This window comes from Clostridium sp. CTA-1 (assembly GCF_054768215.1).
On sequence record NZ_BAAAAP010000010.1, the window covers coordinates 85235 to 105690 of the forward strand.

The 20456-nt window shown below is 27.3% G+C and carries 19 protein-coding genes and 1 riboswitch; all 19 genes read right to left on the reverse strand.

Translation table 11 applies throughout. The annotated features are described in order from the left end of the window. Window positions 1-156: 156 nt before the first annotated feature. The 19 genes from ACYUEW_RS10320 to ACYUEW_RS10410 all read right to left on the reverse strand — a co-directional run bounded on the left by ACYUEW_RS10320 (window position 157) and on the right by ACYUEW_RS10410 (window position 20456). Window positions 157-1215 (reverse strand): endonuclease/exonuclease/phosphatase family protein, encoded by a 1059-nt coding sequence (locus tag ACYUEW_RS10320; RefSeq protein WP_460276701.1) that lies wholly within the window; start codon window positions 1213-1215, stop codon window positions 157-159. 151 nt (window positions 1216-1366) lie between these two features. After that, entirely contained in the window at window positions 1367-1615 is a 249-nt protein-coding gene (locus ACYUEW_RS10325) for a CPF_0552 family protein (RefSeq protein WP_003485900.1), read from the reverse strand. Window positions 1616-1722: 107 nt separating this feature from the next. Beyond that, window positions 1723-3027 (reverse strand): pyrimidine-nucleoside phosphorylase, encoded by a 1305-nt coding sequence (locus tag ACYUEW_RS10330; RefSeq protein WP_043031925.1) that lies wholly within the window; start codon window positions 3025-3027, stop codon window positions 1723-1725. 294 nt (window positions 3028-3321) lie between these two features. Next, window positions 3322-4137 (reverse strand): purine-nucleoside phosphorylase, encoded by an 816-nt coding sequence (locus ACYUEW_RS10335; RefSeq protein WP_042384986.1) that lies wholly within the window; start codon window positions 4135-4137, stop codon window positions 3322-3324. Between the two features lie 37 nt (window positions 4138-4174). After that, window positions 4175-5050 (reverse strand): site-specific tyrosine recombinase XerD, encoded by an 876-nt coding sequence (gene xerD / locus ACYUEW_RS10340; RefSeq protein WP_043031926.1) that lies wholly within the window; start codon window positions 5048-5050, stop codon window positions 4175-4177. 269 nt (window positions 5051-5319) lie between these two features. Then, entirely contained in the window at window positions 5320-5973 is a 654-nt protein-coding gene (gene spoIIM, locus ACYUEW_RS10345) for a stage II sporulation protein M (protein WP_003485890.1), read from the reverse strand. Between the two features lie 217 nt (window positions 5974-6190). Next, a complete protein-coding gene (locus ACYUEW_RS10350; protein WP_043031927.1) occupies window positions 6191-6727 on the reverse strand; it encodes an NUDIX hydrolase in 537 nt (178 codons plus the stop codon). Between the two features lie 260 nt (window positions 6728-6987). After that, on the reverse strand, window positions 6988-8514 hold the full coding sequence (yjeM, locus tag ACYUEW_RS10355) for a glutamate/gamma-aminobutyrate family transporter YjeM (protein ID WP_003485887.1): 1527 nt from the start codon (window positions 8512-8514) through the stop codon (window positions 6988-6990). Window positions 8515-8989: 475 nt separating this feature from the next. Next, window positions 8990-9799: a DUF2935 domain-containing protein gene (locus tag ACYUEW_RS10360; protein WP_460276702.1), complete on the reverse strand. Its 810-nt coding sequence runs from the start codon at window positions 9797-9799 to the stop codon at window positions 8990-8992. A 113-nt stretch (window positions 9800-9912) separates the two neighbouring features. Then, window positions 9913-10218 carry a spore coat protein gene (locus tag ACYUEW_RS10365; protein WP_003485884.1) on the reverse strand — a complete coding sequence of 102 codons (306 nt, stop codon included), beginning with the start codon at window positions 10216-10218 and terminating at the stop codon, window positions 9913-9915. A 1-nt stretch (window position 10219) separates the two neighbouring features. Next, entirely contained in the window at window positions 10220-10438 is a 219-nt protein-coding gene (locus ACYUEW_RS10370; protein ID WP_043031928.1) for a hypothetical protein, read from the reverse strand. A gap of 682 nt (window positions 10439-11120) precedes the next feature. Further along, window positions 11121-11435 (reverse strand): site-specific integrase, encoded by a 315-nt coding sequence (locus ACYUEW_RS10375; protein ID WP_321161473.1) that lies wholly within the window; start codon window positions 11433-11435, stop codon window positions 11121-11123. Window positions 11436-11627: 192 nt separating this feature from the next. Next, window positions 11628-12449: a sporulation transcription factor Spo0A gene (gene spo0A, locus ACYUEW_RS10380; protein ID WP_003358896.1), complete on the reverse strand. Its 822-nt coding sequence runs from the start codon at window positions 12447-12449 to the stop codon at window positions 11628-11630. Between the two features lie 421 nt (window positions 12450-12870). Further along, complete coding sequence (gene spoIVB / locus ACYUEW_RS10385) at window positions 12871-14100, reverse strand: SpoIVB peptidase (RefSeq protein WP_030035150.1); 1230 nt, start codon at window positions 14098-14100, stop codon at window positions 12871-12873. A gap of 419 nt (window positions 14101-14519) precedes the next feature. Then, window positions 14520-15416 (reverse strand): homoserine O-succinyltransferase, encoded by an 897-nt coding sequence (locus ACYUEW_RS10390; RefSeq protein ID WP_265204194.1) that lies wholly within the window; start codon window positions 15414-15416, stop codon window positions 14520-14522. A 26-nt stretch (window positions 15417-15442) separates the two neighbouring features. Then, window positions 15443-16669 (reverse strand): homoserine dehydrogenase, encoded by a 1227-nt coding sequence (locus ACYUEW_RS10395; protein WP_043031930.1) that lies wholly within the window; start codon window positions 16667-16669, stop codon window positions 15443-15445. 39 nt (window positions 16670-16708) lie between these two features. Further along, entirely contained in the window at window positions 16709-17989 is a 1281-nt protein-coding gene (locus ACYUEW_RS10400) for an O-acetylhomoserine aminocarboxypropyltransferase/cysteine synthase family protein (RefSeq protein ID WP_265204195.1), read from the reverse strand. A gap of 124 nt (window positions 17990-18113) precedes the next feature. Beyond that, a riboswitch (SAM riboswitch) is annotated at window positions 18114-18219 on the reverse strand. A gap of 68 nt (window positions 18220-18287) precedes the next feature. Next, window positions 18288-19991: a DNA repair protein RecN gene (gene recN, locus ACYUEW_RS10405; RefSeq protein WP_265204196.1), complete on the reverse strand. Its 1704-nt coding sequence runs from the start codon at window positions 19989-19991 to the stop codon at window positions 18288-18290. 12 nt (window positions 19992-20003) lie between these two features. Continuing rightward, window positions 20004-20456 carry an arginine repressor gene (locus ACYUEW_RS10410; RefSeq protein WP_042384979.1) on the reverse strand — a complete coding sequence of 151 codons (453 nt, stop codon included), beginning with the start codon at window positions 20454-20456 and terminating at the stop codon, window positions 20004-20006.

The following is a 20456-nucleotide window of genomic DNA, read 5'->3' on the forward strand; positions in this document are numbered from 1 at the left end:
AAAATTCTCCTTATTTTTATTTTAAGAACTAATTTTTACATGATGATTACTAAGCCTAATACTCCACTTAAAGCTAATAATTCTATTTATATATTACCTAATTTGTTAGGACCATTAACCTATTTTATATTTAAATATGTTAACGGTCCTAATAAATTATTTTAATTTAAATTTCATATTGACAGGATTATGATCTGTATTTTTAAAATCCATTGAATGAGCTTTTACACGTATAACTTCTATATTATCTGATACTAAAAATCCATCTATAACTGCTGTAAAATTTTCTCCTTTTTTATAAGGAGTGGCGTCCGTTCTAGTGGTTGGAACATTTTTATCCGCTACCCACTTAAATTCCTTTGGTTTAAAGTCATTAGGTATTTTTGGGAGCCAATCTGGCCACTTTTCTGTAGTTTTAAATATTAAAGGATCCGTTCCCGGTATTAAGTGATTCCAATCCCCACCTACTATAATATAATTCCCTTTTTTATATTCTTTTATTATATAATTTCTCAGAAAAGAAAGTTGCTGTTTTCTTATTTTACCACCTTTATCATAAGCAGATAGATGAGAATTTATAAGAACTAATTCTTTATCATTTTCCAGAGAGATTCTAGATTCTAAAAAACATCTATCTAATTCTGCCAATTGTCTTGGCCAACCTTCTTTACCTGGATATTGATATCTAGTGGCTGAATTAACCTTGTACTTAGATAAATTTACTAAGCCTGCATTAACAGTGCCATGTGGCTTTAATACAGGTACTGGTACCCAGGGTGTTTTATAATTTAAAGCCATACTTGAAGAATATGCTTTTAAGTTATTTTTTAAATAATCATATTGATTTATTCTAAAACTTCTAGTTGAATTAGTGTCTACTTCTTGTAAAAATATAAAGGAACTATGATCTTTCTTTAAAAAAGCAGTTATTTCTTTCATATTTTCCATAGTTTTTTCTTTGCTAGATGATCTAGAACCTTTGCCTCCATCCATAAAAAAATCTTGTTCATCATCCATTCCAGCATAGCCTATATTAAAAGTAGCTATAGAAAAACTATCATTTAAATTTAATTTATTCTCTGTTTGTCTTTCAATGGATAACTTAATTTTATCCTCTGGTTTATAATCTGTTACTGTCATAAATAAGATATATCCCCCTACAATTAATATAACTAAAATAATTATGCCCAATAAAACTTGTCCGATTTTTTTCAACTTTAAGCACCATCCTCTTTCTCTTTATATATTCTAAGTATATTTTAACTGGATAAAATTATCAATAAAAAACACAATAAACCTAAGTAACATTCTAAGCTTATTGTGTAAATTTGTATTTCTAAATATTAATTTCTAAATATATTCTGTATTAAATTTCTAATAACTTTACAGATACCCCTTCTAAAGAAGTTAAATCTTTACTTAAATTTTCTATGTCTTCTTTCTTATTATTTAAAAGTTCTAATAAAATTAATCCACACTTTGAACAACTATCATTGGTAGCTTCATGGAGTCCTAATCTTGTTTTTATTATACAACCATTTCTAGTTAAAATCTCTTGAACCTTTGGTGCAATTTCATTTCTAGGAGAAATTTTTATTGCCATAATTGAAAACATATTTACTCCTCCTCTATGTTTATATAATTATAACATTATATAATTGTCGTTTTAATTTAAATCTACTAAAAAAATTAAATACTCTTTTATAGAATGCTTTAATTATATTATTTTACTATATCATATATTAAAGGCAATTCTTCTTTTAAATCTTCTTCTATAACATAATTATTTAATATATCTTTTGCAGCCTTTTCTCCTTTTGTTTTATCATTAGCATAAACATAGGCTATTATATCTCCTTTTTTAACTTTATCTGACCTTTTCTTGTTTAAAACTATACCTACAGCTAAATCTATAATGCTATCCTTTGTAGCTCTTCCTGCGCCTAATTCTGATGCTATTATCCCCATATTTTGAGCGTGAATTTTGTTTATATATCCATTTTTCTCGCAAACTACAGGAATTATATATGCTGCCTTAGGTAATTTATCAGTATTGTCCACTAAAGTATCGTCTCCACCTTGAGATCTAACAAATTCTTTTAATTTTTCTATAGCTAACCCTTTTTCTATAGTCTCTAAAAGCATTTTTCTTGCTTCATCTATAGTATTTGCCTTTTGAGCTAAAATAACCATATTACTTCCTAAAGTTAAACATAATTCTAATAAATCCTTAGGTCCTTTGCCTTTTAGTGTATCTATAGCCTCTTTTACTTCTAAGGCATTACCTATGGCATAGCCTAAAGGTTGATCCATATCTGATAATATAGCTACAGTATTTCTACCTACACTTTTACCTATATTAACCATTTCTTCCGCTAACTCTTTTGCAGTTTCCGGAGTTTTCATAAATGCTCCTTCTCCTACTTTTACATCTAAAACTATTGCATTGGCTCCTGCAGCTATTTTTTTGCTCATTATACTAGAAGCTATCAAAGAAATATTATCTACTGTAGCAGTAACATCTCTTAGCGCATATAATTTTTTATCCGCTGGAGCTAAATCTGCTGTTTGAGCTCCTACAGCTATTTTTATATTATTAACATTATTTATAAATTTATGCTCTGTCATATTTACTGAAAAACCTTTAAAAGATTCTAATTTGTCTATAGTTCCACCAGTGTGACCTAAACCCCTACCAGACATTTTAGCTACAGGTATACCTAGAGCTGCTACCATAGGTGCTAAAACTAAAGTAGTAGTATCTCCCACTCCTCCAGTACTATGCTTATCAACTTTTATTCCCTGTATTTTTGATAAATCCAATATATCTCCGGAGTTAACTATAGCCATAGTTAAGTCTACAGTTTCTCTTCTTCTCATTTTTTGAAAATATATAGCCATTAAAAGAGCTGAAGCTTGATAATCTGGAATATGTCCATTAGTATATTCTGAAATAAAATAATTTATTTCCTCTTTGCTTAATTCTTCCCCATTTCTTTTTTTTAAGATTAAATCATACATTCTCATAATTTATTCCTCCCTATAAAACAATCATTATATAATATAACGCACTGTCTGGAAATAGATTTAATTTTAATATATCTATATTTAGAATTTGTTAATGAAATGAATTAGTTTATGAAATATACTTCTTATCTTTGCGCTGTTATAATTAAATCTATTTTATTTTGAAACAACCTCTTAAGGTTTCACAGTTTAAATATATTAAGTGATTCTTAAGGTCAAGTAGAGGTTGTTTATACAAAACATTTCTATACTTGACCTTAAGAATCACTTATTAACCCATTTTTATTAAAAATTTTATATAACTTCTAATATTGATTTTAGTAAGGATATAAATTTAGATCTTACTTTATTGGATGTTTCTATAACCTCTTGATGGTTTAGTGGCTGCTGTAATATACCTGCTGCCATATTTGTTATACAAGATATTCCTAACACTTTAATTCCACAATGATTTGCTGCTATAACCTCTGGTACTGTAGACATTCCTACTGCATCTGCCCCTAACATTCTTAACATTTTTATTTCTGATGGTGTTTCATATGATGGGCCTGTCATCATAGTATATACTCCCTTTTGAAGAGAAAAACCTAGTTTTTCAGCTTCTTTTTCTGCAAGGAATATTAAGTTTTTATTATATGCTTCTGACATATCTGGAAATCTTGGGCCAATCTCTTCATCATTACTACCTATTAAAGGATTATTAAACGCAAAATTGATATGATCCTTTATAATCATAAGATCTCCAGGAGTGTAATTTTCATTTACTCCACCAGCTGCATTTGTAACAATTATATTTTTTACTCCTAGCTCTTTCATTATATATACAGGAAGTACTACATCACTCATTTTATTTCCTTCATAATAATGTACTCTCCCTTGCATCATTATAACCTTTTTACCCTTTAAAGTTCCTACTACAAATTGACCTTTATGTCCTTTTATAGTTGAAGCCGGCATATTAGGTATATCTGAATATTTTATAATTTCTTTATTTTCTATTTCTTCAGCTAGATCACCTAACCCTGATCCTAGAATAACTCCAATTTCAGGAATTATAGATATGTTATTTTTCACAAAATCTGCACTTTCTTTTATTTTCTTTAAATTCAAAATTAACTCCTCCTTCGTCTTGAAAGCTTTATTAAAATTATGCCCTTGGATGAGCATTTTTATATACTTCTGCTATTTTACTCTTCTTTGATATACTAGAATAAATTTGAGTTGCAGCTAAATCCTTATGACCTAAAAGCTCCTGCACAGATTTTATATCTGCTCCATTTTGAAGTAAATGTACTGCAAAGGAATGTCTTAGTGTATAAGAATCTATCTCTTTATCTATAGATGCTTCTTTTGCATAAAATTTTATTATTTTCCAAAAACCCTGTCTAGTCATTTGAGTTCCCTTTAAATTTAAAAATAAATAATCTAAATTATATACATTTATAGCTGGTCTTACTTCTAAATAATTTTTTAAACACTTTACTGCATAGGAGCCTATAGGTATAATCCTCTCTCTTTTTTTACTGCCTCTACATTTTATATAATTAAACTTCAAATTTATATCATATATATTTAAATTTAAGAGTTCTGTAATCTTAACTCCTGTAGCATACATAAGTTCTAGCATTGCTTTATCTCTTAATCCTTTTTTTGAAGAATCTGGGGAATTCAAAAGTTTGTCCACTTCTTCTACAGAAAGTATTTTAGGTATAGTTCTTTCTATTTTAGGTATTTCATATCCTAGTGTAGGATCCTCAGATGCCATGTTTTTTTTAATTAAATATTTATAAAAGTTTCTTATAGATACTATATTCCTTACTATGGAAGAGGTAGCTCGTCCTTCTCTTTGTAAATATTGAACGAAGGCCATTATAGTAACTGTATCAACAGAAAGTATTTTCTCCTCTCTGCCTTTCACAAATTCACTAAACTTCTCCACATCTCTTCTATAAGCCTCTAACGTATTTTTACTTAAGTTTTTCTTTTGTAAATCTTTTATATAAATTTCTATAATATTTTTCATTTATCATTCCCCTATTTTTTAAGCTTACTTTATTATATTCAACAAATTAATTTAAAAACCTCTTAAAAAATTATTAAAAACTAGTATATAATTATATATAATTTTTATTTTTAAATCTATATTTTTAAATACTAAAGTACTGTTTTCATATACCTTATCTTTTATAAAAAAATTATAAAGAACTATATCTAACGCCTTAGGTAATAGGGAGCAAAAAAATAATAATATTAAAAAACACTTTATTAAAGTAATTATAGTTTTCTTATATTCTATAAACATAACATACAAACCCCTACTCTTGCTACTACTAGCTTTATCATATTAGGTGTTATATAAGATTCCATTAAAAACCCTATAAACATAATTACTACTACAAATACAAAGGAAAAAGAATAGGAGGTAGCTCTTACCCATATTCCATTTTGAAATCCTCTATTATTTTTATCCCTTAATATTTGTATTGAAAATTCCATTGCTAACACTGATGCAAATATTATACAGGGAATATATATTAAATTTTGAGGTAATACACCTAAAAGGGACATCCATATTCCCTTCATTCCTAATCCATTTACAATAAAGCTTGTGGTAAAACCTATTGTGAATCCTTTTATTACATCTATTATGAGAATAACTGGAATTCCTATCATAGTTAATCCTAAAAACCAAATAGCTATAATAAGAGTTATATTATTTTTTATAGCTTCAAATAAAATTGATTTAGAATCTATTCCATTAGATGAAATGCTTTTACTAAAACTCTCTACATAGCTTAAAAGATCACCTTTTTCAAAGGAACCCATATATTTTACTGAATATATACCTAAGACTATACCGGTACAAATACATAAAAGACTTATAATATATAACCAAAAATTCTCTTGAACGTGTCTGTTTATATTACTTAAAAATTTGTTTTCCATAATAAATTTATCCCCCTTTGTTTCTATCTTTCTTATATTTATGACTAACAAAAGAGGGATATTACTACTATTATTAACTTTTAAAAATATTATTTTTTTAATAACATCTAATAAATTCTTTAAGATTACTAATAGATAGATCTTCTACTTATTAATTAAATCTTTTTTAAAAAATTATTTTCTATAGAAAAATATAATTTTTTACTAATTCCTAGATCTAATATCTAGATAAAGTATCCATCATAACTGCGCTTATAGTTTTTCCATCTATTACTTTTCCATCTTTAATATATTCTTTTAATTTTTCTATACTAATTTCCATTAAATCTATAAATTCATCTTCATCCTCTAGGCCATCTTTACCTTTACAAAGGTCAAAAGCTTTATAAATATATATGTATTCATCTGAGAAACCTGGTGATGTAACTATTTTGCCTAAGTATTCCATCTTTTTCGCCTTATAACCTGTTTCTTCTTCTAGTTCCCTCAAGGCTGAACTTTCTATATCCTCTCCCTTTTCTATTTTTCCTGCTGGTATCTCAAATATATCTTTATCTATAGCTTTTCTGAATTGCTTTATTAAAAGTACTGTATCTTCATCTTTATAAGCTAAAATTGCTACTGCTCCTGGATGTTTTACAATTTCTCTAAAAGATTCTTTACCATTAGGTAATTTCACCCTTTGTTTTACAACATTTATTATTTTCCCTTTATATATTTCCTCTTCTTCTAATGTTTTTTCATAAAAATTCATTTCAAACACCTCTTTATGCTTATTTTTAACTTATCTTTATACAATTTAATTATAAATTATTTTTTATTAAAAAACACCTTATATGTACTATATTTTCCAATAGTTCAACTACATATAGATATATTTATTATTTTAACTAATGGTTATCACTACCAAACCAACAACATATTTTCATCGTCAAGTTCATGCCAATGCTTGGCGCACTAAAAAAATAGAAGGGATTAATTTTAGTATCCCCTCTATTTTATATAAATTATAATTTATAAACTTTTAGTTTTATCTTTTTCACTTTTAATAATATACTTTTTCTCATAGGAATTATACATTAATATAGCAACTATGCTAAAGAATATAGGCCCAATAATTGAGAATATTGTATCTGATATATTACCTTTTGTAGCAGGCTCTATAATTGTGAAAAAATTAGCAAAGGCTATGGTAAATGTAACTATAACTGTAGCAACAACTGCACTTTTTTTAGTTTTATAAACTTCAAATGGCTTTTTTATTTCAGTTTTATTTTTAAAAGAAATGAATGCACATGATAAAAACATATAAGGTATAGTCATTGCAACGTTGGTCATAAGAATTAACTTTCCAAAAAACTTAGCTGCTGCATCTCCGCCAAATGATACTAATGCAATAAATATTGCTACAATTATACATTGAACACGCATAGCCTTCAAAGGCATACCATTTTCAATTTTAGCCATGTTTCCAGGCCATAATTTATTTGGAGTACCTTCTATAAGCTGCTTTAGTGGAGAATAGGATAATGTAAAAAATGCTCCAGTTAAAGCCAAGAACATAGAAAGTCCTACAAATCTTGCAATCCAATCTCCCATTAATACTGATGATGCTTCACTAATTCCAAAAGAATGTCCTAATTGATATCCTAAATTATGCATTAGTGCATAGGCTATATTTCCTATGTTTACATCTTTGGAAGCTAAAACACTATTCCAATTTGTAAATATACCACATAAGAATATTCCAATTGAATATCCTACTGCAATTATAATAGCTGCAATAGTAATTCCTTTAGGGAAAGTTACTTCAGCATTTTCAGTTTGATCTACAAGTCCTCCAACAACTTCTATACCACCATAACCAAATATAGCAAAAACTATAAAAGCTAATACAGAAATTGGACTTTGATATGCAGGATTTGGAGATTGTATAAAAGATTTAACAGAAGTTATAGGTTCTGCTAGTTGTCCACCATTGGCTATAAGAACAATTATTGCACTAACTAATAAAACGATATTTAAAAGTGCAACTGCAGTTCCTCCTATAGATGTTACTTTAGTTATTTTCTCTAATCCTTTGGACGCAGTAAAAGTTACAAATATTATCCAAATTATACCTAATACACCTAAAACTTGAGTTGAATTTAATCCTAAAAATGCCCAAGTTGAAGTAGTATCTTTACCAAAAATTGCATTTGAAATTGGAATCCATAGTGTAGAACAAATGTTAACCATCCAAATTATATAGGATGCATACCACATGAAAGTTCCTACAAATGCATATTTCGGTCCTACAGATTTTTCCATCCAGGAATAAATTCCACCTTTCTCATCTTTAAAAGCTGCACCATACTCCGCCATCATGAATGCATAAGGAATAAAGAATGTTATACCGGATAAGATATACCAAGGAATAGCACCATAGCCCATTAAGTAAAAAGATCTAGGCATGTTAGCAAAGCCAAATACAGAAGTAAAGATCATTAATATTAATGGTATCAAAGTTAACTTTTTGGTTGTTTGTGAATTTTGTGACATGTTTTCCACCTCATACTATAATTTTATTTCTTACAATTTAATTATAACCTATTTCTTGACAATTTCAATATTTTGTATTTTTTTCTATTATATTGGTGATTTACATTATTTTATGTTAATTGATCAAATTTATTTTCCATTTTATCTTATATTCATAAATATTTCTCAATATTGTAATTAGTTTTCCAAAATAAGCTTTCAAATTTTATTTAATTATAGTATGCATAAAAATTTTCTATAGGAAACTAATTAATTATAAGTAAATTTAATAACTTTGAATTTAATTTTTGTGATTATATTAATTTTAAAAAATAGTTTTACTTATGTTTTTTTCCCATTATTTAATTTAAATTCATACGATTTATGTCCTGTAGCTTCTTCGCAATTATTTTTTATATCTAGACTTACACTGATAAACTCTCGTAAAAAAGAACCCATTATAAAATATAAAATGGGTTCTTTTTCTTTATTAAATTTAACTCTCTACTCTTGGTTTTGTAGGATCACACTCAGGCTTTTTTATGTTTGAAACCATTGAAAGCTTCATTAAATAGTAACATTCTTCTCTAAACATATGATCAGGTACCAATGGTACAAGAGTTCCAAGTATTTTCTTTTCTATAATACCTCTTTTTAATTCATTTAAGAATTCTTTAAAACAACTCATTGTTTTGTCAACATTATTATTTAGACTATCAAGTGCAGGGAAATTACAAATGCCAGTTCTTGTATAACCATTGTACTCTATAGTCCTTAAATATAAATTATCAAATTCCTTAGAATATTGATTACTCTCTTTAATCAATTCTTTTTCTGTCATATCAAGACCACTAGCTATATTAGATGCATGCCCTGCTCCATCCGGAAGCCATAAAAGATTGAGATGAATAGAGCCTATATTAGGGATATCTCCTTCCATTAATCTAGTTAATATAAATATATATTCATCAACTTCGTTAACCATATGATTAATAAATGTAGGTGGCAACGAAATGGTAATTTTATCGGTAATCTGCCTATCAATTATATCCAGCTTAAACTCTCTAATTTTCATAGCTGCATCATAAGCATGATTGTTTAAAGTAAAAAGTTCTTCTTCTGAAAGTAATTGTTTTGATTTCTTTAATAAGCTATCGAATAAATTTTTAAATCTATTTGCTTGTTCAATAAAAGATACCTCTTTTGGTGAAAATGAGTTTAAAAGGAATCTAGAGTGATCCCCTAAAATCTGTAGCCAAAATTGATGCTCAAACAATGCCATTTCTTTAATATTACTAATGTTCAAAAATATCCTCCAAAATATTGCTAATTTACATCACTTAATATAATATGTTGATAGACAAGATTATGTTACTACTAGATTCATTATTAATTATAAAAAATAGATTCTGCTTTATACTATTGCTCAATTTTATTAATTACAGTTCTTGATTCATTATAAGTATTACTTAATTGTTGTTTAGGTGAATCATAAGGTTTAGCCCAACCTTCATTTACAACTAATTCTGTAAGAGCACTATGACCTCCAACTATTTGATTTAAACCAGCAGAGTATATGGATCTTAATTCTGGAGTACTACTTGTTAATGTGGCATTAAGATATGCATCAGCTGCAGCTTTTCCCGCAGAAAGCATATTTTCAGATATAACTTCATCATTAATATTAATATTATTTTTAATCATATTTTCAATTATCTTTGCCATTTTATTGTACCTCCCTTGGAGTTATTATTTCATTTTCATTAATAAATTGTTGCAATCCTTTTATTCTACCCTCTGATGCTAATACACTAGCTTCCCCTTGTCTTTTTAAGTTATCATCTGTTATTAATGTATTTATTGCTTTTTGTACAATTAATCCATCTTGTTCCATTTTTAATAATGATGTTAAAGATAACACTTCTACTTCTGAAAGTTTTCTCATATTATTACCTCCATTTAATATAATTTTCGCACAATTATATTATTTGATTTTGGGTTAATAATAGTCGTGTTAAATTTATCCATCAAATAAATATCTCAATATAGTTAAATGCTATACCAATATGTATAAAAAAATTTTAAAAATAAAATCTATTTATTTGGGTTTTTTTCATTATTAAATAATAATATAGTAAGATAATATTGCTACTATTATAACTCTACAAAGATAATGATAAAGATATCTTTCTAATTAATTAAACAATCTGATAAGCTCCCGTTTTTAGCTTGTCTCAAACGCTCTACAGCATTATTAATTTTATTTTTGACTAATATATATATATTTGAAATACTGCCTCTCCTAGGCTTAACAATAAAATTTAAGGATACTAATTCTTTAATGTATCTATTAATGGTTATACAACTTCTAGCTAAAGCACAAGCCATATATTTAATGCTAGGATAAACTTCGGTTTTAGAACCATATGCTCATATAACAACGATAAGCACCATCGGAAAGCCTTAAACTATTAATATCAAAATTGGAGGTAATTGTGTAGTTAATCATTAGTATTTACCTCCTCTTTGAATATTTTTTAGCGGACTAAATCTTTGGTATTTCTTCCTAAAATCTTCGTCCATTAAATCTAAATATGCTTTTTCTGTTACAGTTACAGAGCTATGTCCTAAAATCCTAGAAAGAGTATGTTTCTTAAATAATTATTTAATGTAGCATCTGATACTTGTTCTCCTATATCATTTCTTTTATCAATATTAGCTTTAATCATACTATCTGTGCTTGCAACAAAACTATATTTACCTCTATTTCTTGTAAATATAATATATTCTTGAACGATTTCTTTATTAATATCTATAATGTCCTTTTCTTCTTCAAGATATCTCATAAATAAAACTAATGTTTGATTGTATGATTTTATAGTCTTATTAGATAAATTTTTATAACTGCAATATTCTAAAAAATCTTCAATTAAATCAATTATTTTCTTTTATCTTTTTATAACTTTTGGCAAAATAAAAACACCTCCTGTAATATTAGCACTTAAGCTAATGTACAAAAGGCATTCTTATACAATTTAATTTTAAATCTATTGATATAAAGCAATAAAATCCATAGCGATTTTTGCAAGGTTTATCGATATAGAATATCCAACAAACCCATCAACCAAGCGTTTCTAACAAACTCTATTTTTTAGTCTTAATTTATCAGCTACCATTGCAATAAACTCAGAATTTGTTGGTTTTCCCTTTCCATTATTTATAGTATACCCAAATATATTGTTTATAGTTTCAACTTGACCTCTTGACCAAGCTACTTCTATAGCATGTCTTATAGCTCTTTCTACTCTACTTGCTGTAGTATTATATTTTTTAGCTATTGAAGGATATAATTCCTTTGTCACTGCGGATAAAAGTTCCATATCATTAACTACCATAGTTATAGCTTCTCTCAAATACATATATCCTTTTATGTGAGCTGGTACACCTATTTCATGTATAATATCTGTTATTTCTTGTTCTAAATCTGCAGGTTCATTTTTGGATAAGGATATTTTTTCTTGTGAACATGTTTCTGGCATTACTACTGGTCTTCTAACTTCTTCGCTACTTATGGTATTGTTAAACATTTGTCTTATTCTCTTGGTAAAAACATCCATATCAAAAGGTTTAACTACATAATAATCTGCACCTAAATTTATAGCCCTTTGAGTAATCTTATCCTGCCCTACGGCAGACAAAACAATTACTCTTGGCATAGGAGTAATATCTATACTATTTAATTTTTCTAAAACTCCTAATCCATCTAAATGAGGCATTATTATATCTAGTATTATTAAATCTGGCTTTTTTTCTTCCACTAATTTAAGAGCCTCTACTCCATCATTAGCTATACCTGTAACCATTATGTCTCTTTGATTTAGCAAATAATCACTTAATATGTTACAAAATTCCTTATTATCATCCGCGATGATAACATTGATCTTTGTTTCTTCCATATAAACTACTCTCCTTTTTGATAAAATTACCATATCTTAACAAATTATTTATTCGACAAAAGAAATTCAATTCCTCCTTATTTGAGAAAAAATATATAAAAAATAATAAAGTGTAAGATACTCTAATTTCTTACACTTTATATGGTAACACATATATTTTATTTTGTCATAGGATTTCGTCCTTTTATATGTTAATTATTGTAAATTTACTCTTTCTTACTATTAAATTTATGGTTTTTATATAAATTTTCAATTATTTTCCTTCTGCTATTTTATATTCTTATAATTTACAGTAATATTCTTTTAAATTTTTCTAAATCATTTATAATACTTACACTACTAATTTATTATATATAATGTAGCTTATATTAAATATTATTAATTATATTAGTCTTTTAATTCTATATAGAGTTAAATACATTTATTGATTATTATCTAATATGCCTGCATCCTTTAGCATCCATTCTATATATATGCCATATCCTACATCTGGCTTATTAATTAAAACATGAGTAACAGCGCCAACTATTTTATCATTTTGTATTATAGGACTTCCACTCATGCCTTGAACAATGCCTCCAGTCTTTTTAATAAGATTTTCATCTGTAACTTTTATAATCATACTTTTAGGTCCCGGTTTATCCTGAGATAAAAGTTTCTGTATTTCTATATTGTATAAACTAGGCTCTTCACCCTCCAATGTAGTTAATATTTGAGCTGGTCCTTCTTTTATTTCATTTCTTAAAGCTACTTTCATAGGTTTTTCATATTTTTTATTACTTAATTTCGCATTTGCTGTTCCAAATATACCACATTCCGTATTATTTTCTATATTGCCTAAAACTAAATCTTCATCTAAAAATATTCCTTTTAGTTCCCCAGGGTTGCCTTTTATACCTTTTTTTATAGATACTATAGAGGATGGTACTATTTCTCCTGAATCTATAGTAAGTATAGTACCTGTGTCTACATCAGTGATAGGATGGCCTAATGCTGCAAATTTTTTGGTTTTATCATGATAAAAAGTCAGTGTTCCTACACCGGCTGTAGAATCTCTTACCCATAATCCTATTTTATAATTATTATCCTTCTTGCCTTTTTCAGGCTTTACATTTTTTGCTATTTTTTCACCTTTTCTATAAGCCACTATTTTTAAGTCTTTACCTTCACAATTTCTAATTTCCTTTTCTACATCCTCGGAGTTAGTTATTTCTTTCCCATTTATACTTATTATACTATCTCCTATTTGTATACCAGATACAGCTGCAGGGCTTTGTACTTTTCCTTCTTCTGTTTCTATATCTGAAAGGGCTATTACCAAAACTCCCTTTGTATTTAACTTTACTCCAACAGGTTTTCCACCAGGATACAACATAATATCTTTAGAAACGGGTTTTAATGAAACAGATTTTACAGGAACCATTCCTAAAATTTTAACATTCATTTTTTTATTCTTTGATTTTATATCAGAAACTGTGCAATCTGCACTTATATCCTCTGTTAACTTAATAAAACTATCGTTTTTTACTCTTTCTCCCTCTCTTACAAAAATTGTAGTAGGTATGTGATGAATCTTATAATAAGTAAATAAACTTATTAACAGGATAGGAATTAAAAAAAAGCTTAAAAATTTTTTCTTATTTCTGTCCATAACTTTTACCTCCTGTCTTAAAATCTTATTTATTCTTAAATTTCCCCTTTCAAATATAATTATGCTGTAGTATATTTTCTTTAAAATCCAATTCTTTGTACTATATGCTGCAAATAATATTTTTGACATATCTTTTATTCTTAACAAAAAATAAAAAAATATTTACATATAAATATATAAAAGTTTTTTATTGTACATAAAAAAAGCTCTAAATAGATTGTGTTATTAATACAATTTATTTAGAACTTTTCTGAATTTTAAATTTTAACGAGATAATATAATTTAAAATGAACAAAATAACTATAGGATATTTTAGTAATATTTTTCTGTTATAAATTTAATTATTATATTATGAATACATATTAATTTTTATCCTGTTTATACAATTATCAATTATTCTAAGCAAACTTCACTTTTACCTAAGAATCACTTGATAGTTTTTCTATCAACTGTGTCCAATTTAAAAATAATGTTTCTCCATGACAACGCCATTTCATTATAGGTTTTTTATTTAAATTATCTTCTTCAAAATAGTTTTTAGGAATATCTATAGGCTTATTTTTCTCTCTATCTCTAATATATTCTTCATATAATGTATCTCTATCATATTCACAGTGTCCTGATATAAATATTTTTTTAAAATTATTACTTTGCATTAAATATAATCCAGCTTCTTCTGATTCTGAAATTATCTCTATTTCTTTACATTTTTTTATATCTTCTTTTTTTGTATAAGTATATCTAGAATGAGGTACATAAAATTCATCATCAAAACCTTTAGTAATTAAAGAATCTTTTTTGATTATTTTGTGAGAAAAAACCCCAAAAAGCTTTTTATTTAATAAATACTTATTTATACCATAATAATAGTATAAAGCTGCTTGTGCTGCCCAACATATGAATATAGTAGATTTTACTTTTTTATTACAATAATCCATTATATTTTTAAGTTCTTCCCAATAATCTACTTTTTCAAAATCCATAAGTTCTACTGGGGCACCAGTTATAATCATTCCATGAAAATTTTGATTTTTTATTTCATTAAAAGTCTTATAAAATTTATCTAAATGCTCATTATTTGTATTTTTACTTTTATAACTTTCAGTTTTTAAAAAAGTAATCTCTAAATCTACAGAGCTTTTACCTAAAAGTCTTAATAATTGAATCTCTGTATCTATTTTTTTAGGCATTAAATTTAATATTATAAGTTTTAATTTATTTGTATTTTTGCTATAATTTAATTTATCCATTATATTTATATTTTCAGATTTCAATATTTTATAAGCTGGAAGGTTTTTATCTATAATTAAAGCCATATTTTATTTCCTTTGCTAATTAGCCCTTAGCTATGGAATAAAATTATAGTGGTCTTTAATTTTTTAATATTAGGTATACTATCCAGCTTATTTTTTAGATCCTTTTCTTTTTCATTGTAAACTATAGCAAAAATCTCTTTCTTTGAAAAACAATTTTTTGAATATACATATACTTTTTTAAATGACTTATTTATATCACATATAACTTCAGTTCTATATTCAGTAGAGATTCTTATAAACCAATCTTTCTCTTTTGGAAATTCTCTAAAAATTACAGCCTTTTCATCATTAAATAATAAACCTTTCTCTTTTTTATTATTTATTATATTTATAATATCTGAATAAATTGCACTGGCTGTTGGTAATTTACCTGCACCTTTTCCATAGAAAGCTATTTCCCCTATACTGTCTCCCTCTATTATTATAGAATTAAACTCATTTTCTACTCTTGATAAAATACTATTTTTAGATATAATAGCTGGTTTAACAGCTGTATATATACCCTCTTTGAATTTTTCACTTATTCCAATTAGTTTAATAACTCCTCCTAATTTATTTGCCATATCAATATCATATTCATCAATATTATCTATTCCTTCTACATTAAAACTTTCCCAATTGAATTTTTTATTATAGGCTAAATTTGATAATATAGCTAATTTTCTTGCACTATCATATCCTTTTATATCAGCTGTAGGATCAAATTCTGCAAATCCTAATTCTTGTGCAGTAATTAATGCATTTTTAAAAGTACTTCCCTCCTTATGCATTTTAGTTAAAATAAAATTTGTAGTACCATTTAATACAGCCTTAATACTTTTCACATTGTTTCCTACTAAGCACTCTTTCATGGGTCTAAGTATAGGAATTCCTCCTCCTACACTAGCCTCAAAATAAAGTTTAACATTGTTTTCTTTTGCAATTTTTAAAAGTTCATCACCATGTTTTGATATTAAATCTTTATTAGCAGTAACTACATGTTTTTTACTTTTTAAAAAAGTTTTTATATAACCATAAGCAGGCTCTATACCACCTATAGCTTCTACAACAATATTTACATTTTCTTTTATAACTTCCTTTATATCCTCTGTAATTATTGAAAATAATCTGCTATTTTTGTGCTTATTTTTATCTTTAACTAATATTTTAGTTATACTTATATTCTCTTCTCCACTCTCTTTTTTATTTTTCTCTATTAGTTCTACTAATCCAGAACCCACTACTCCATTACCTAAAATAGCAATTGAAACCATATTTATACCTCCTTTATCTAAAAGTTTTAGCTAGATTACTTATATTTTACTCAATGCTTCTGCAAAATCTTTTATTATATCTTCAATATACTCTATACCTACAGATACTCTTATTAAATCTTCTTTTACTCCAGATGCAATTTGCTCTTCATAGGATAATTGTCTATGGGTTGTGCTAGAGGGATGGAGTACACTAGTCCTTGCATCTCCTATGTGTATTACTAAGCTTGCTAATTTTAAATTTTTAATAAATTCCTTAGCCTGATCTGTTCCTCCTTTTATACCGAAAGTTAACATACCACTGGCTCCATTGTTTAAATATCTTTTAGCACTTTCATAACTTTTATCATCCTTTAATAAAGGGTATTTTACCCAAGCTACCTTATTATGCTCCTGTAAAAATTGTGCTAACTTTAAAGCATTTTCACTATGTCTCTCCATTCTAAGATGTAATGTTTCTAATCCTAAATTAAATAAGAAAGCATTAAATGGACTTAAACAAGTTCCTAAATCTCTTAAAAGATTTACTCTTAGTTTAGTTATATAAGCTAGATTTTTAAACTCTTTGGTATAACTTATACCATGATAGGTAGGATCTTTATCTACTAATGAAGAAAATTTTCCATTTTCCCAATTAAAATTTCCTCCATCTATAACAACTCCTCCTACACTAGTTGCATGGCCGTCTATATATTTAGTAGCAGAATGAATTACTATATTAGCTCCATATTCAAAGGGTTTACATAAATAAGGAGTCATTAAAGTATTATCCACTATAAAAGGAACTTCTATTTTTTTAGCCACATTTGAAAATTTATGAAAATCTAAAATATTTACTGAGGGATTACCAATAGTTTCTCCTAATACTATTTTGGTATTATCTTTAGCAAGTTTTAAGATTTCCTCTTCTGATGCTTCCGGTGAAACAAAAGTAGTTTCTATTCCTAATTTCTTTAAAGTAGATGAAAGAAGAGTGAATGTACCTCCATATAAATTTGAGGAGGCTAGTATATGATCTCCTGCACTACAAATGTTTAAAACAGCTAATGTGGTAGCACTTTGCCCAGAAGAAACTGCTACAGCTCCTACCCCACCTTCTAACTGTGCTATTTTTTCTTCAAAAGCAGCCACTGTTGGATTACTTATTCTCGTATACATATGGCCTTCCTCTTTAAGATCAAATAAGTTAGCTACTGTATCTGGATCCTCATATTTGTAAGTGGTGCTTTGAATAATAGGAAGAATTCTTGCCTCCCCTGACTTTGGAGTGTAACCTCCTTGAATACATATGGTTTCTGTGTTCCAATTTTTAATACTCATTTCTTGTCCCCCTTATAATTTAAAATATTTTTAATCTAAAATTAAATTTTTGTATTTAAAAAAGCCATTTCATGAGAAATGACTTTATTAACAGTTACAAATATTAAAATATGGTAACTTTAATCCCTCATCTCTCAGTGAATTCACTGCAGGAATTAGCACATTTCTAGATTTAGCTAGCTGTTGCCGGGCTTCATAGGGCCTGATCCCTCCGCCACTCTTGATAAGAGCTCACTATTTAATTTTAAATATCTTTAGAACTTATTATAACCTTATCTATTATTTTGTCAATACCATTTTAGGAATTTTTTAATATTTCTTCTTTTTTATTGTCCGCTATTTTTATTATTTCCTTTGCATTTTGGAGAGTTATATCTGTAAGATTTGATCCCCCTATCATTCTTCCTATTTCTATTTCTTTATCTTCGTTACTTAGTTTTGTAACTTTTGTATAGGTTTTATCCTCTAATACTTCTTTATGTATATAATAATGATTATCAGACATACAAGCTATTTGTGGTAAATGGGTTATACAAAATACTTGACGACCATGAGATATAGAATACATCTTCTCTCCTACACTTTGTGCTACCACTCCACTTATACCTGTATCTATTTCATCAAATATAACTGAAGGTATTTTATCCTTATCTACAAATACAGTTTTTAAAGCTAACATTATTCGTGAAAGTTCTCCCCCAGATACTACTTTATCTAAATGTTTTAAAGGCTCTCCTGGATTAGTAGACACATAAAATTCTACCTTGTCACAGCCACCCTTAAAAAAACTAGATACTAAATCTACATTAATTTTAAACCTAGTTTTAGAAAGTCCTACATAGCTTAATTCTTTTTTCACCCTTACTTCTAACTCTTCTGCGTATTTAACTCTTATATTATGAATTTGCATGGCTATTTCTTTTAAATTGTCTAATACTTTTTTTCTGTCCTTGTTTAATTTTTCTATTATTTCTTCTGAATTTACCATATCTTCATATTGCTTTTCTATTTTATTTTTATATTCTATAATCTCTTTTATGGTTGTACCATACTTTTTCTTAAGAGTAGATATTTGAAAAAGCCTACTATTTATACGGTCTAATTCATTTTCATCATAATATATATTATCTTTTATATCTCCTATATTTCTTATGGACTCCTCTATTATATAATAAGCCTCTTTTAAGCTTTGACATATATTCGTCACTTTATCTATGTTATTAATAGATTCCATCTCTCTTATAACGTATCCTAAACTATCAAAGGCTGAGGACTCCTCTTCTAATCCCCCATATAATATTCCATAGCTATTATTTAGTACTTTGCTAATTTTTTCCGCGTTTGAAAGTTCTAAAAATTTATTATCTAATTCTTCTTCTTCTCCCTCTTTTAAATTAGCCTCTCCTATTTCTTTAATTTGATATTTTAAGAAGTCCATTAACTTTTCTCTTTCACTTTCATCTCCACCGGATAACTCTTTTATTTTATTTTCTATATTTAAAAGAGTTAAATACTCACCCTTATACCTCTCCATAATAAAACATAATTCTTTTTCACTAAAATAATCTAGATAGTTTATATGATTTTCAGAGCTTAAAAGATTTTGATTTTCATGCTGTCCGTGAATATCTAATAAGGTGCTTGTTATTTCTTTTAAATTAGCTAATAAAACACTTTTCCCATTTACTTTAGCTATACTTTTACCATATTGAAAAGTTTCTCTGGCTATTATTAATATATCCTCAGAATCTATTCCTTGTTCTTTTAATATTCTCTCTGTACTTTCATTCTCAATAGAAAATACTGCTTCTACATAGGTTTTGTTTTCTCCAGTCCTTATTAAGTCTCTATTAAATTTGCCGCCTAAAACATAGCTTATAGCATCTATAAGAATAGATTTACCAGCTCCAGTTTCACCGGTCAATACATTAAATCCTTTATCAAAGGATATAGATAATTCTTCTATAAGTGCAAAATTCTTTATATTAAGTTGAAGGAGCATTTTAAATCCCCCTTATGCAGTAATAATCTTTCTTAATTTCATAGTTATCTCTTGAGCTTTCTCATTGGTTCTTGCCATAACAAATATAGTATTATCTCCAGCTATAGTGCCTGCTACTCCATCGAAACCTAGTGTATCTATAGCCTCCGCTGCTGCTGGAGCAGAGCCTGATATGGTTTTTATTATTATAAGCTTATCAATATTCTCTACATTAATTACTGTTTGCGCAAAGATATTTACAAGTTTATCTGACATATAGCTTTCTGTATGGTTTATGGTAGCATATTTATACTTACCTGTATTCCCCAAAACTTTTATTAGCTTAAGTTCTTTTATATCTCTTGAAACTGTGGCTTGTGTAACATTCATTCCCATTTTCTTTAATTCTTCTGCTAGTTCCTCTTGAGTATCTATATCCTTAGAATTTATTATTTCTAAAATTTTAGCATGTCTTGAAACTTTCAT

Excerpts from the sequence above, each read along its gene's own strand:
- ACYUEW_RS10325 (WP_003485900.1), bottom strand. The coding sequence starts at position 1,615 with ATGTTTTCAATTATGGCAATAAAAATTTCTCCTAGAAATGAAATTGCA.
- recN (WP_265204196.1), bottom strand. The coding sequence starts at position 19,991 with ATGCTCCTTCAACTTAATATAAAGAATTTTGCACTTATAGAAGAATTA.
- ACYUEW_RS10330 (WP_043031925.1), bottom strand. The coding sequence starts at position 3,027 with ATGAGAATGTATGATTTAATCTTAAAAAAAAGAAATGGGGAAGAATTA.
- xerD (WP_043031926.1), bottom strand. The coding sequence starts at position 5,050 with ATGAAAAATATTATAGAAATTTATATAAAAGATTTACAAAAGAAAAAC.
- spoIVB (WP_030035150.1), bottom strand. The coding sequence starts at position 14,100 with ATGGACAGAAATAAGAAAAAATTTTTAAGCTTTTTTTTAATTCCTATC.
- ACYUEW_RS10350 (WP_043031927.1), bottom strand. The coding sequence starts at position 6,727 with ATGAATTTTTATGAAAAAACATTAGAAGAAGAGGAAATATATAAAGGG.
- spoIIM (WP_003485890.1), bottom strand. The coding sequence starts at position 5,973 with ATGGAAAACAAATTTTTAAGTAATATAAACAGACACGTTCAAGAGAAT.
- ACYUEW_RS10370 (WP_043031928.1), bottom strand. The coding sequence starts at position 10,438 with ATGAGAAAACTTTCAGAAGTAGAAGTGTTATCTTTAACATCATTATTA.
- ACYUEW_RS10395 (WP_043031930.1), bottom strand. The coding sequence starts at position 16,669 with ATGGTTTCAATTGCTATTTTAGGTAATGGAGTAGTGGGTTCTGGATTA.
- ACYUEW_RS10400 (WP_265204195.1), bottom strand. The coding sequence starts at position 17,989 with ATGAGTATTAAAAATTGGAACACAGAAACCATATGTATTCAAGGAGGT.
- ACYUEW_RS10365 (WP_003485884.1), bottom strand. The coding sequence starts at position 10,218 with ATGGCAAAGATAATTGAAAATATGATTAAAAATAATATTAATATTAAT.
- yjeM (WP_003485887.1), bottom strand. The coding sequence starts at position 8,514 with ATGTCACAAAATTCACAAACAACCAAAAAGTTAACTTTGATACCATTA.
- ACYUEW_RS10410 (WP_042384979.1), bottom strand. The coding sequence starts at position 20,456 with ATGAAAGTTTCAAGACATGCTAAAATTTTAGAAATAATAAATTCTAAG.
- spo0A (WP_003358896.1), bottom strand. The coding sequence starts at position 12,449 with ATGGAAGAAACAAAGATCAATGTTATCATCGCGGATGATAATAAGGAA.
- ACYUEW_RS10390 (WP_265204194.1), bottom strand. The coding sequence starts at position 15,416 with ATGGCTTTAATTATAGATAAAAACCTTCCAGCTTATAAAATATTGAAA.